The 14069-nt window shown below is 32.8% G+C and carries 10 protein-coding genes; 6 read left to right on the top strand and 4 right to left on the bottom strand.

The genetic code is table 11. From position 1 onward, the window contains the following. Nucleotides 1-10 precede the first annotated feature (10 nt). The 6 genes from J8L88_RS07445 (at nucleotide 11) to J8L88_RS07420 (ending at nucleotide 7057) form a co-directional block, all read left to right on the top strand. Nucleotides 11-763, top strand: coding sequence for an enoyl-CoA hydratase/isomerase family protein (locus tag J8L88_RS07445; protein ID WP_027395281.1), 753 nt, complete (start codon nucleotides 11-13; stop codon nucleotides 761-763). Nucleotides 764-809: 46 nt separating this feature from the next. Next, complete coding sequence (locus J8L88_RS07440) at nucleotides 810-1409, top strand: transferase hexapeptide repeat family protein (RefSeq protein WP_211060395.1); 600 nt, start codon at nucleotides 810-812, stop codon at nucleotides 1407-1409. 75 nt (nucleotides 1410-1484) lie between these two features. Next, entirely contained in the window at nucleotides 1485-2801 is a 1317-nt protein-coding gene (locus J8L88_RS07435) for a dihydrolipoamide acetyltransferase family protein (protein ID WP_118387495.1), read from the top strand. 74 nt (nucleotides 2802-2875) lie between these two features. Continuing rightward, nucleotides 2876-3949, top strand: coding sequence for a branched-chain amino acid aminotransferase (locus J8L88_RS07430; protein WP_211060394.1), 1074 nt, complete (start codon nucleotides 2876-2878; stop codon nucleotides 3947-3949). Nucleotides 3950-4005: 56 nt separating this feature from the next. Next, nucleotides 4006-6084 (top strand): thiamine pyrophosphate-dependent enzyme, encoded by a 2079-nt coding sequence (locus J8L88_RS07425; protein ID WP_211060393.1) that lies wholly within the window; start codon nucleotides 4006-4008, stop codon nucleotides 6082-6084. Between the two features lie 547 nt (nucleotides 6085-6631). After that, nucleotides 6632-7057 (top strand): lipocalin family protein, encoded by a 426-nt coding sequence (locus J8L88_RS07420; RefSeq protein ID WP_027395286.1) that lies wholly within the window; start codon nucleotides 6632-6634, stop codon nucleotides 7055-7057. A 54-nt stretch (nucleotides 7058-7111) separates the two neighbouring features. Here J8L88_RS07420 and J8L88_RS07415 read toward each other — a convergent pair whose 3' ends face one another. The 4 genes from J8L88_RS07415 to J8L88_RS07400 form a co-directional block, all read right to left on the bottom strand. Further along, nucleotides 7112-9745 (bottom strand): TonB-dependent receptor plug domain-containing protein, encoded by a 2634-nt coding sequence (locus J8L88_RS07415; RefSeq protein ID WP_211060392.1) that lies wholly within the window; start codon nucleotides 9743-9745, stop codon nucleotides 7112-7114. Between the two features lie 189 nt (nucleotides 9746-9934). Beyond that, nucleotides 9935-12589, bottom strand: a complete 2655-nt coding sequence (locus J8L88_RS07410; protein WP_211060391.1) for a TonB-dependent receptor plug domain-containing protein — start codon at nucleotides 12587-12589, stop codon at nucleotides 9935-9937. Then, a complete protein-coding gene (locus J8L88_RS07405; protein ID WP_211060390.1) occupies nucleotides 12586-13494 on the bottom strand; it encodes a FecR family protein in 909 nt (302 codons plus the stop codon). Before J8L88_RS07405 ends, J8L88_RS07410 begins: the two co-directional genes overlap by 4 nt. A gap of 58 nt (nucleotides 13495-13552) precedes the next feature. Beyond that, nucleotides 13553-14065: an RNA polymerase sigma factor gene (locus J8L88_RS07400; protein ID WP_211060389.1), complete on the bottom strand. Its 513-nt coding sequence runs from the start codon at nucleotides 14063-14065 to the stop codon at nucleotides 13553-13555. Nucleotides 14066-14069: the final 4 nt, after the last annotated feature.

Below are 14069 nucleotides of genomic sequence, written 5' to 3'. Positions count from 1 at the left end.
AGAATAAACATTGACACAACCATACGTAAATATAACAACAGAAAATGGAGTAGGAACCATAGAGTTTTTTCATCCAGCACATAATTCTTTACCTGGTGATATTTTAGCCAAATTAGCTAAAACTATAACAGAAGCAGGAGATAATGATGATATTAAAGTAATTGTCTTGAAAAGTGGAGGAAATAGAACATTTTGTGCAGGTGCAAGTTTTAAGGAGTTAATAAATATTAACGATGCAGAAACTGGTAAGATATTTTTCTCTGGTTTTGCAAATGTAATTAATGCAATGCGTACCTGTCCAAAATTTATTATTGGACGCGTACAAGGTAAAACTGTAGGAGGTGGAGTTGGAGTGGCGTCTGCAACAGATTATTGTATGGCTACAAAATTTGCCGCTATTAAATTAAGTGAATTGAATGTGGGAATAGGTCCTTTTGTTGTGGGACCCGCGGTGGAACGTAAAATAGGATTGTCAGCAATGACGCAAATAGCCATTGATGCTAATTCTTTTTATGATGCAGAATGGGCAAGAGATAAAGGGTTATTTACTAAAGTTTTTGAAGATACAGAGGCATTGGATATTGCGGTAAAAGAATTTGCCGAACATTTATGTACCTATAACCCCGAGGCGATGAAAGATATGAAAAAGGCATTTTGGGAAGGAACAGAACATTGGGATACATTGTTAGCAGAGAGGGCAATCATCAGTGGTAGATTAGTGTTAAGCGATTTTACCAAAGAAACGCTTAAAAGATTTAAATAAAACGCTTTGTTATTTCAGCTCAGGCTGGAATCCATATAATATAATAATGATTTATAGTTTTAAAGGATACATACCAGTAGTGCACGAAAGTAGTTTTGTACACCCGTTAGCAGCGGTAACAGGTAATGTTATTATAGGTAAAAATTGTTATATAGGTCCTGGAGCTGCTATCAGAGGAGATTGGGGCGAGATTATTCTTGAAGATGGAGTAAATGTTCAAGAAAACTGTACCGTACATATGTTTCCTGGGAAATCTATAGTGTTAAAAGAAAGTGCGCATGTAGGTCATGGCGCTGTTATTCACGGAGCTAATTTGGGTCGTAATTGTCTTATAGGAATGAATACAGTTATTATGGATGATGCAGAAATTGGAGATGAGTGTATTATTGGTGCTATGTCTTTTGTAAAAGCAAACACCGTTTTTCCTAAACGAAGTTTAGTAGTGGGAAATCCAGCAAAAGTAATAAAAGCTGTTAGCGATGAGATGATTGGGTGGAAAACAAAAGGGACTAAGTTGTACCAACAATTACCTGAAGATTGCTTTGATTATTTAGAAGAAGTGGAGCCTTTAAGAGAGATTCCGAAAGATCGTCCAACACAAGAAGCTTTCTATAAAACTTTAGAAGAATTTAAAGATAAAAAGTGATCCCTATGGGTTGAACAAATAGTGTAAATATCTAAGAAGTAATAATTACAAACTAACTAACATTAGTTAACTAAAATGTCAAGAGTAGAACTAAAAATGCCCAAAATGGGTGAAAGTATATCAGAAGCAACCATTCTTAATTGGTTAAAGAATGTAGGAGATACTGTAGAAGAAGATGAAACTATTTTGGAAGTGGCTACTGATAAAGTAGATTCTGAAGTACCTTCTCCTTGTGATGGTATCATCACAGAATTACTTTTTCAATCTAATGATGTGGTAGAAGTTGGTAAAGTAATAGCCGTTATTGATGCTGATGATGATTCTGGATCAAGTGAAAAAAAATCACAATCAGAAGGAAAGGAATTATCTAATAATAATGTAAATGTAAAACCTCAATCATCAATTAAATCAAAGGTTAAGCCGGATATTAAATCTGATTTTAAAATTCAAAATACAGGAGATAATGATGGTTTCCTTTCTCCTTTGGTAATTAGTATAGCTCAAAAAGAAAACTTGACAATAGAAGAGGTTCAAAGTATCTCTGGAACTGGCGATGGTGGCAGGATTCGTAAGAGTGATGTTATGTTGTACCTTAAACACAGAAAATATCCTTTACCAAGTAGACCGCAACCAACTGCACCAAAACCATCATATAACGCACCTCCAATTTCCTATATAGAAGGAAAGGATCGCATTGTAGAAATGGATCGTATGAGAACGATGATAGCAGACCATATGGTGTATTCTAAACATACATCACCACATGTAACAAGTTATATAGAAGTGGATGTTACCAATATGGTGAATTGGCGTAATAAGATGAAACTAGAATTTTTAGAAAAACATGGAGAAAAGTTAACGTTTACTCCAATTTTTATAGAAGCAGTTTCAAAAGCAATCCAAGAATACCCTATGATTAATGTTTCTGTAGACGGAAAGAAGATTGTGGTCCATAAAGATATTAATGTAGGTATGGCTACGGCATTACCTAGTGGTAATTTAATTGTTCCCGTAGTAAGAAATGCTGATGAAAAAGACTTACTAGGTTTAGCGCAACGTGTAAATCATTTAGCGAATAATGCTAGAAATAATGCATTAAAACCTGATGAAATAGGAGGAAGTACGTTTACAATTTCTAATGTAGGAACATTTGGTAGTCTCATGGGGACACCTATCATTAATCAACCAGAGGTAGCTATTCTAGCCTTGGGAATTATTAAGAAACGACCAGAAGTTATTACAACAGATAGCGGAGATGAAATTGCAATTAGAAGTATGATGTACTTATCGTTATCATTTGATCATCGAGTTGTAGATGGGTTTTTAGGAGGATCTTTTTTAAGAAAGGTTGGGGACGAATTAGAAGCTTTTGATAGTAATAGAGAAATATAATAAATGTACAATGGATAGCATATACCCAACAATAGTGTTTACCCAATAGTTTGTGTGATTAAAATAAAATAAGAATGGAACAACAAATCAAAATTACAAAGACCGCAAATTCAAAACTTAAGGATATTGATTTTGATAATATTCCTTTAGGAACAACTTTTACAGACCATATGTTTATCTGTGAATATGAAAATGGCGCTTGGAACAATCCCAGAATAGAACCATTAGAATTAATTCCAACACATCCTGCTGCAATGGCATTGCATTACGGACAAGCAATTTTTGAAGGAATGAAAGCTACCGTAGGTAAGGAGAATACACCATTACTTTTTAGACCAGAAGAGAATGCAAAACGTTTTAATCATAGTGCTGCGAGATTAGGAATGCCTTTAGTTCCGGTGGATTTATTTGTAGAAGCGGTAAAACAAATTGTTGGGGTAGAAGACAGTTGGATTCCTCCAAAAGATGGAAGCGCTTTGTATCTAAGACCTTTCATGTATGCAGATGAACCTTTTATAGGTATGAGAGCTGCTACAAGTTACAAGTTCATAGTGATCTGTTCTCCTGCAGGACCATTTTTTACAAAAAAGATTAGATTATATGCAGAAACAGAGTATATAAGAGCTGCAGATGGTGGTACAGGAGAAGCAAAAGCTGCGGGTAATTATGCAGCAGCAATTCTACCAACAGAAAAAGCCAAGGCAAAGGGATATGATCAAGTATTATGGTTAGATGCTAACGAGCATAAGTATATCCAGGAAGTAGGGACCATGAATATATTTTTCAAAATAGGAGGCAAATTTATTACACCTTCTACAGACGGTTCTATATTAAAAGGAATTACAAGGGATAGTGTTATCACTTTATTGAAAGATAAAGGTTTTGAGGTAGAAGAGCGTCCAATTACAATTGATGAGTTAATAACATGTGCTAACGAAGGACAATTAGAAGAAGCCTTTGGTACAGGAACAGCAGTAGCTATTGCTATGATAGAAGCTATAGGGTATAAAGATGAGGTACTTACTTTATCCGACAACAACCCCGTGAGCCAAGATGTAAAAAATACACTTGATAATATCAAGACTCAAAAAATGGAAGATACGTTTAATTGGATAATACCGGTATCAATAACAGAGAAGGTAGGATAATAGTTATCGCCAATACTGGTGATTCGTAGATTGTAGATCAAAAAAATAAGGGATATATGGTAGCCTCAACAACTATAGAAAAAGAAGTTCTTAAAAAAGCATTTAGCACACTTTGTACTGCTAAAAGCATGACAGAACTATATGAAGAAAATTTTAAAACAGTTTCAAAATATGTTCATGCGACATCAAGAGGTCATGAAGCAATTCAGATAGCGGTAGCTATGCAATTATTGCCTCAAGATTATGCTTTTCCTTATTATAGAGATGATTCAATGTTATTAGGAATAGGGATGAGACCTTATGACTTAATGTTACAACTGTTAGCAAAGAAAGATGATCCTTTTTCTGGTGGAAGAACCTATTACTCACATCCAAGTTTAAATGAGGATGATAAACCAAAAATCCCTCATCAATCCTCTGCTACAGGTATGCAGGCGATTCCTTCTACTGGTGTAGCACTGGGAATGCAGTATAAAGAGTTATTAAATATTCCACATAATGATTCCAGCAAGAGTGAGATAATAAAAGCACCACTAGTGGTGTGTTCGTTAGGTGATGCTTCGGTAACAGAAGGAGAGATTGCAGAAGCTTTTCAAATGGCAGCTTTAAAGCAGTTACCAATATTATACGTTGTACAAGATAATGGATGGGATATTTCTGCCAATGAGAAAGAAACCAGAGCACAAAGTGCGTACGAATATGCTGCAGGATTTCATGGGTTAGAAGCGATTACAATTGATGGAGCTAATTTTACAGAGAGTTATATAGCTGTTCAAAATGCTATTCGAATTATAAGAGAAGAACGAAGACCAATTTTAGTTCACGCAAGAGTACCTTTACTAAATCATCATACATCTGGAGTACGCATGGAATGGTATAGGGATGACCTGGAAGAAGCTCGTTCTAGAGACCCTTATCCGGTATTGCGAAATCAATTATTAGAAGCTGGTTTTACAGGTGATGAGTTAGATAGTTTGGAAGAGGAGGCTAAACAAACCGTTACTACAGATCTTCAGGAAGCAATGAAAGCAGAAGATCCAAAACCAGAAGATTTGTTTACCCATGATTTCGCGCCTACTCCAATTACTGAAGAAAAAGGAGAACGATCTCCTTCTGATAAGGATGAGGTAGTAATGGTAGATTGTGCTCTGTTTGCAGTAGAAGAGCTAATGAAGAAACATAAAGAGTGTTTATTATATGGACAAGACGTAGGAGGAAGATTAGGTGGAGTATTTAGAGAGGCAGCAACATTAGCGCAAAAGTTTGGTGATGAACGAGTTTTTAATACACCTATACAAGAAGCATTTATTGTAGGGTCTACTGTAGGAATGTCTGCTGTAGGCTTAAAACCAATTGTAGAAGTACAGTTTGCGGACTATATATGGCCAGGATTGAATCAGTTATTTACAGAAGTAAGTAGATCTTGTTATTTATCTAATGGTAAATGGCCTGTTTCTATGATTCTAAGAGTTCCGATAGGGGCATATGGAAGTGGAGGACCTTATCATTCCTCATCGGTAGAATCCGTTGTTACTAATATAAGAGGTATTAAAATAGCTTATCCAAGTAATGGAGCAGACCTAAAAGGTTTAATGAAAGCGGCATATTACGATCCTAATCCCGTGGTGATTTTAGAACATAAAGGATTGTATTGGTCTAAGGTAAAAGGTACAGACGCTGCAAGAACTATAGAACCAGCAGAAGATTATATACTACCTTTTGGCAAAGCTAATGTAGTACAACAAATATGGCCTGAAGATGAGAAGGAGACGTTAACGGTAGTTACTTACGGAATGGGTGTACACTGGGCGCTGAATGCTTCTAAGGAGTTAAAAGAAGTTGTAGAAATAATAGATTTGCGAACACTATATCCATTAGATGAAGAAACTATAATGGAATCAGTAAAAAAGACAAAGAAGTGTTTGGTGGTAACAGAAGAACCAACTAATAATTCCTTCGCAAGAGCATTATCGGGAAAAATTCAGGAAGAATGTTTCCGATATCTTGATGCACCGGTGATGACTATTGGTTCAGAGAATATGCCAGCAATCCCATTAAATAGTACATTAGAACAGACCATGATTCCTTCTACAGAAAAAGTAAAAACTAAGATAGAAGAGTTGTTGAGGTATTAATCATATAGATAGGAAGTAAAATAATAGTCTCATTTGTTGCATAACAGTTGAGGCTATTTTTTTGTTTAAATTTTAAGAGTAAGAAATAGACTACATAAATGATAATTATAGATGTTTAAATATGTTAAAAAGCATTTATTTTAGATAAAATACACAAAAAATTTGGTGGATTTAAAAAAAGCTGTATCTTTACACCAGAGTTAATGAGTTAGCGTTTTCATTCCCCCCAAGATGAAAACATTTAAAAAAAGTGAGTTTTAATTTTAGAATAAGCCCCTAAATTAAGATGATTTGTGTGAAGAAAAAGAGCGTGGAGACGCTCTTTTTTGTTTTTCTAACTTTATTGGTTGAATTATCTATACTGCTAATACTTCCAAGAATGTAAAACTACTTGTTTTTTAAACTTAATTATTTTTTTTTATTCTTTAAACGAATGATTATCAATTTTTTGTAATTTAATTTGATTTTTGCTGAATATTTTTTTAGGGTGTTTTGATAGATATATGTTTTAGGGTTGTAAAAATTTTAAAAACGTAAAAAAACAATCATGAAAAAAATCATTTTATTATTAACCGTAGCCACTTCGATTATGTTTACATCTTGTAGTTCTGATGATGATAATTCTGGACCAGTAGATGCACAGGACAAATTTATTGGAGTTTGGAAAATAACTCAAGAGTTTGAAGATGGAGTAGAAGTGACTGTCGAAACCTGCGACTTACAGGATGTTCTTACAGTAACAGAAGATGAAAAATTTAGTGGGACCAGTCATGTTATGGAAAATGGTACTTGTGTATTGGAAGATACATTTACAGGTACTTGGGAAAACTTAGGGGATAATAAATACAAGATTACTTCGGATATGGATGGAGCTGAAGCTGTAGAAGCAACCATTACTTTTTCTGGTAATACAATGACAGCAGTAACCAATGATGAAGATGGTGAGTTTAAACAAATATTAACCAGAGTTTAATATTTTTAATCAAAAACAAGACTGTATATTTTTACAGTTTTGTTTTTGATTATACTAAAAATTGAATCGTAATACAATATCCGGTGTAAAACGTAAAGATTCATTTTGGGAAGTTTCTAAGGTTCTATTAAAATTAACGTCTGTAAACTCACTGTAACTTTGTCCGATTATATTTTTTCTATTGTAGAGGTTCCTAATAGAAACACCTATCATACCATTGCAATCCTTTTCTTTATCTAATTTAAAGCGATAAACTGCAGAAGCATCTAATCGATGATAATCTCTAAATCTACTAGAATTAATGCCATTTGGATCTATAGTACCTCCAAATATCGCAGCACTATCTGCCACAATTTTTGTGTATGGTCTTCCAGTAGCGTAGTTCCAACCAAGTGCAATTTCAAACTTATTTAGAGTTAGTGTTTGGGATAGATTAAAAACATGTCGTTGATCAAAATTCCCATTGTAGTACGTGTTTTGAACTAATGGAAACGAAGTTATTGTTTTACTCAGCGAATATCCAGCCCAAAACCTATAATTGTTGATTCTTTTTTTAATTAACAAATCAAAACCTATTCGTTCTTCTTCTCCATAAAATATATCAGTTTCAACATCATCTTGGGTAGCTATATCTAATATAAGATCACTAAGAGAAGAAACATCAGTTATTTTTTTGTAGTAACCCTCTAAATCAAAATTCCAGCCATCGTATGTGTATAAGCCTCCAACCGTAAATTGCATACTCTTTAAAACTCTAATTCTAGGAGTATCTGGATTATTACTTGAAGAATTATTAGAAAGAATCCAAACATTATCAGAAACTGGTAATGTAGATAGTCTCCCATCTTCAGTACTAATATAAGTTAAGTAATTATTAAGTTGCTGATTCTTTAATTCAGCAGAAGTATTTATAGTGAAATTTTTAAACAACTCATAAGAAGCAAACATACGAGGCTCGATGAAAAAATCTTTTACATTACTTAATTGAGATGCTCGAAACCCTAAATTAAGATAGGTTTTAGGTGTTTTGTATTGATATTCTGAGTATAGTGTATGATTGGTCCCATTGCCATCTAAAGTGTTTGGGTCATCTCCAAAACCTGTATCGAATAATGCTTTATAACTTGATTCATTATACGAAAATTGATATCCCGTATGAAGGGAATGATTATTAACTAAAGGAAACCGAACAGAATATTCAAACCCTATATCTTTTACAGCATTTTCTATATTGGTACTTTCGTCTATATTATCATCTATTTTATTTAATATAAAGGAATACCTTTGATCATAGGATGAGAAGTAAAAATTGGCATTTTGGGATATAGAATTATTATAATTTTTATCCCAATTTATGCTCGCACCAATATTCCTTAGCTTTAGAACATCCTGAGTTTCATTTCGTTTATCATCAATAATGATGTTTTTTTTATTGTCAAGTCGATTTTCGGCAAGAATAGAACTGAACTTTATTGTAGAGGTACTGTCCGGATGCCAAACGAGTTTGAAATTAACATCAGAAAATGAAATATCATCTTCTCTAGATTCTTCTTCCGAGGTAACCTCGTCACCTACATCAGGAATTGTTGCTCTAGTATTTTGAAAAACTTTTCTTACCAGATTGTTATAAGCAATATTTTGGTAAACATCTGTTGTAGACCTTCTTCCTGCTAATAAGATACCAGCATTTTTAGAGATAGGCATTTTTAAATAAAGATCTCCGTGCGTTAAATTAATACCACCACCAGTTTTTATTTCTTCTATCACATCATCATCAGATTCTACAACGACTACTCCTGATATTCTATCTCCATAGCGAACACTGGTTCCACCTCTGTATACTTGTACATTTTTAGTAATAAAAGGGTTAAAAGTAGAAATTTGGTTAAAAAAATGACCGTTATGATACATCTTAATTCCATCCCAAAGCACTAAATTTTGTCCAGGTGTTCCTCCACGAATATATAATCCAGCCGGATCTTCTGTGGGACTATTAATTCCTGGAAGTAGCTGTAAACTTTGTAAAACATCTGGTTCTACAAGTCCAGGAAGAATACGAAGTTTTTTTGTAGATATATTTACCGACGCATCCTGATTTTTTTGGATACCACCAGTAAGGTATTCTTTTACTAAAACCTGTCCTAGGCTCTGAATTTCTGGTTGTAATCTAATAGTATCACAAGAATTATTAGTCAATTCTGAAATAGTAATTGTTTTGTTTTTATAACCAAAGTAAGATATACTAATGGAGTCAGAAGGGTGAAGTTGTAACTTAAAAACACCATTATTCTCGGTAAGACCAATAGTTTTTTTATTTAGGTGAATATCTGCCTGTGGAAGTTCAAATAGAGAGATAGCATCTACAACTATAGCACAAACATCTATAACTTTTTTGTTTTTTACTAAAATGAAATCTGTCTCACTTACTTTTTGTAATTCATAAGAAGTTTTTTGGGCTATTATTTCTTTAAGCGATATTATAGATAGATTCGCTTTTTGGAGTTCTAAAGATATATTTTTGATAGCCGTAACATCGTAGGAAAAATTGAATTTAAGTTGGTTCTCAAAGGCTTTTAGTATGTCCGTTAGAAGTTGTTTTTCATTTGTTACGGGTAATTTCACTTCTTGTGAATAACCAATAGTGATAGAGAAAAATATAAATAATGTAGTTAGTTTAAATAATCTCACTTAGTTCTTAGCGCTAGGTTTTTTTAATTTTTAAATATAACTATTATTAATGATTCTCGTATATGTTATAGTTTTTGAATCATACTCGCAGAGTTTTTTTTAAAAAATATTAATCAGAGTATAGTAATGAATAAAACATATAAATAATTGTAGCATCTACGATTATCTGCGGTCATTTTTGTAGATAAATTAAAAATTAAAACGAAGAACAAAATCTGGAGTAAAACGTAAAGACTTATTTTCATAACCCTCAAGATAAAAATTGAAATTCTCATCTTGATTTTCTCTAAAACCCTGACTAATGGTGTTTTTCCTGTTATATATATTCCTTAGTGAAATCCCAATCATTCCATTTGTATTTTTTGATGTACTTAGAGGAAATCTGTAGGTCACGGAGGCATCTAGTCTATGATATGGTTTAAATCGACTAGAATTAATACCTCTAGGGTCAATAACTCCACCATCTAGGTCGTTATCGTCTCTAAATATTTTAGTAAAAGGCCTTCCAGAAGCATAATTCCAGCCCAAAGCAAACTCAAATTGATTTACTTCTAAGGTCTGCGAAAGATTAAACACATGACGTTGATCATAACTGCCATCAAAATATGAATTTTGTACAAAAGGAAATGATGTAATGGTTTTACTTAGTGAGTAACCAGCCCAAAATCTATAATTGTTGATTCTTTTTTTTATTAAGAAATCAACTCCAATTCTTTCTTCTTTTCCGTAAAAAATAATAGTTTCATCATCATCAGGAACTGCTATATCTAGTACAAGATCACTTAATGAAGAAATGTCGGTTACTTTTTTGTAATATCCTTCTAAGTCAAAATTCCAGCCTTTGAAGGTATATAGAGCTCCTAACGTAAATTGCGCACTTTTTACCACTTTAATAAAAGGAACATTTACATCTTCATTATTTGAAGAGTTATTAGAAAGAATCCAAACATTATCAGCAACAGGAAGTGTAGGAATTGTTCCAAATGCACTATTATACGTAAGATAGTTATTAAGTTGTTGGTTTTTTAGCTCTGCAGAAGTGTTGAGGGTAAAGTTATCCAATAATTCATAAGAAGAAAACATACGTGGTTCTATGAAAAATGAATTAGCGTTACTTACTTGTGATCCTCTCAAACCAATATTTATAAATGTTTTAGAAGTCTTGTATTTGTATTCAGAATATATTGTGTGATTGGTCCCATTTCCATCAATAATAGATCCTCCTTCCTCAAACCCAGTTTCATCAGAAAAAATGTTTTTCGTTTCAAACTCTGTTTGATTATAGGTAAATTGATATCCAATATCTAAAGATTGTTTTTTATTAAGTGGGAAATGTACAGTGTATTCTCCTCCTATATCTTGTACCTTATTATTGTTAATTAGACTTTCTGTTACATCATCACCAAAAGTTCGAGTTTCAATATTGTTATATCTTTGATCATAAGATGAGAAATAGAAGTTCACATTTTGATGTATACCTTCAAGATATTTTTTATCCCAATTTAAACTAAATCCAAAATTTCTGATTTTAAGTATATCTTGAACTTTCGCTTCAAGATTAGCTTCTGAGACGATGACAGTTTTATTATTATCAAGTCTATTTTCTGCGAAGATAGAACTGAACTTTATTGTGTTATTATCATTAGGTTTCCAAAGAATTTTAAAATTGCTATCAGAAAAAGAAAAATCATCTTCTCTACTACGTTCTTCTGATGTTGATGTTTCGCCATTATCCGGAATGTTAGATCGCGTATTCTGGAATACCTTTCTTATTAGATTATTATAGGCTATATTTTGATAGACATCTGTTGTTGATCTCCGACCGGCCAGTAAAAACCCTATTTTTTTTGATAATGGGACTTTTAAATATGCATCTACATGTGTGAAATTAAGGCCTCCTCCAGTTTGTACTTTTTCCAAAAGATCATCGTCAGATTCTATAGCAACCACACCAGATATTCTATCTCCATAACGAACACTGGTACCACCTCTATATACAGTTACATTTTTGGTAATAAATGGATTAAAAGTAGAGATTTGGTTAAAAAAATGACCACTCTGATACATTTTAATTCCATCCCAAAGCACTAAATTTTGTCCTGGTGTTCCTCCACGAATGTATAATCCAGCGGGATCTTCTGTAGGACTGTTAATACCAGGTAATAATTGCAAACTTTGTAAGACATCTGGTTCTACAAGTCCAGGAAGGATACGAAGTTTTTTTGTGGATATATTTACAGATGCATCTTGATTTTTTTGGATACCTCCAGTAAGGTATTCCTTTACCAAAACTTGTCCCAAACTTTGTATTTCCGGTTGTAGCCTAATAGTGTCGCAATTGGTGGTTAACGCAGAAATTTTGATTGTTTTGTTTCGGTAACCTAGATAGGAAATGGAGATAGTATCAAAAGGATGAAGCTGCAATTTAAAAACACCTTTTTTATCAGTAACACCAATGGTTTTCTTATCTAAAAGTATATCTGCGTGTGGTAGTTCAAATTTAGAAACTGCATCAATGACAATAGCGCAGATATCTACAACTCTAGTGTTTTTAATTAGAATGTAATCGTTTTCACCTACTTTTTGCAGTAGATAGGAAGTCTGAAGTTTTATTACATTTTGTAATGATGCAATAGATAGCTTTTCTTTATCTATATTTAAAAAGATGTTTTTTGCTGCTTCTACATCATAGGAGAAATTTATTTGTTGTTGATTTTCAAAATTTTTTAGTATTTCTTCTAGAGGTTTATATTCAGGTTCTTTAGGTTTACCCACCTTATCTTGTGAATAACCTAAAGCAGTATAGAAACAAATTAAAAATGTAGTTAGTTTAAATAATCTCACTTATTTTTTAACGATATATTTTGTTGATTATTGACCGTATAACTAATATTCATAGGTTCAAAGCAAGTTTTCAACGCTTTATCAAGATCACTGTGTATAAAGAAACCAGAGAATAAGCGTTTGGTATCAATATCATTCGCTGTAATACGGATGTCATACTGTCTTTCTAATTCTTGGATAAGTTGTTGTAAAGTAACTTGATTAAAGGTACTTTTACCCTGCATCCAGCTAGGTTTAGATTCTTTGATTTCTTGAGGGGATAATGCGCCTTCAGAATTAGATTTAATAGCTTTTCCAGGAGTTAGAATTACTGTTTCTTTAGAGTTGCTTACTCGTACCTTGCCTTCAAAACACTGAACTTCTATATGCTCATTTCTAGAATAGACATTGAATTCTGTTCCTAATACAGTAACATCTCCATTTTTAGTTTTTACAGTAAAACTAGAACCTTTCGCTACATCAAAAAAAGCTTCCCCTTTTAAATGGATAATCCTTGTTTCGGCAAAAGATCTTTTGTCATATTCAACAGAAGAATCAGCATTTAAGGTAACCAATGAATTATCTGGTAATGTCAAGGTTTTAGTTTCTGCCATTTCTGTATATATCTCTGTAGTTGAAAAGAATACTGTTCTTAGTCCAAACAAAACTACTATAGCTGCTGCTGCTGCATACAGCCATGGGCGTAATTTAATTACTTTCTTTTCAGAAGTTTTTTTGTATGTTTTATTATATTCTTTTTGATTTTTAAATCCTTTATCGAGATCAAAAACTGGGCGGTCGAATTTGTCAACACCTTTTAAAATATCTTTATAGGCAAGATAATCTTTTGAATTTTCGAATTCTTTCTTCTCCTCTTCAGAGATATCATCTGTCAGCCATCTTCCTAGAAAATTATCTTTCTCCATAATGTTTTTGTTATTACTATACCTTTAATAGGAAACCTTAATACTTTCCAATGTAAATTTATACGTTACCTATTTTTTTTCTTAAAATTACTAATGCTAAATGCATTCTTTTTTCTACAGCTTTCACAGAAATGTCAAGCATTTCTGCAATTTCCTTATATGTTTTCTTTTCAATTCGATTTAAAAGAAAAACCTCTCGTTGTCCATCTTTTAATCCTCCAATAGCAGAATTTAAACGGTGCATGAACTCCTTTTCTTCCATCTGAAACTCTGGAGATTCATTGGTGTAGGTTTTTTGTTCAGTTGATTTATATTTTAGTACGGTTTTTTGATGCTTATAATCGTTGATCGAAGCATTATTAGCTATTTTGTATAGAAAACTTTTAGCCGCTCCAAAAATAATTTTAGAGCAATTAGTCCAAAGTTTTGCAAAACTATCCTGTACAATATCTTGAGCTTTTTCCATATCACCATATTTATAATATAGATAGTAGCATATTTTTTCTGCGTGTTCTCTATACAGTTGTTCGTATACTTTCTCATCACATACGCTAATTACATTTTCAGGCATTCTT

Source organism: Aquimarina sp. MMG015, assembly GCF_018100855.1.
Taxonomy (GTDB): domain Bacteria; phylum Bacteroidota; class Bacteroidia; order Flavobacteriales; family Flavobacteriaceae; genus Aquimarina; species Aquimarina latercula.
This window is presented reverse-complemented; position numbering and strand designations above follow the sequence as displayed.

Bases quoted from the DNA above. Each gene is read 5' to 3' on its own strand.
- J8L88_RS07440 (WP_211060395.1), top strand. From the start codon at position 810: ATGATTTATAGTTTTAAAGGATACATACCAGTAGTGCACGAAAGTAGT.
- J8L88_RS07435 (WP_118387495.1), top strand. From the start codon at position 1,485: ATGTCAAGAGTAGAACTAAAAATGCCCAAAATGGGTGAAAGTATATCA.
- J8L88_RS07430 (WP_211060394.1), top strand. From the start codon at position 2,876: ATGGAACAACAAATCAAAATTACAAAGACCGCAAATTCAAAACTTAAG.
- J8L88_RS07425 (WP_211060393.1), top strand. From the start codon at position 4,006: ATGGTAGCCTCAACAACTATAGAAAAAGAAGTTCTTAAAAAAGCATTT.
- J8L88_RS07420 (WP_027395286.1), top strand. From the start codon at position 6,632: ATGAAAAAAATCATTTTATTATTAACCGTAGCCACTTCGATTATGTTT.
- J8L88_RS07405 (WP_211060390.1), bottom strand. From the start codon at position 13,494: ATGGAGAAAGATAATTTTCTAGGAAGATGGCTGACAGATGATATCTCT.
- J8L88_RS07400 (WP_211060389.1), bottom strand. From the start codon at position 14,065: ATGCCTGAAAATGTAATTAGCGTATGTGATGAGAAAGTATACGAACAA.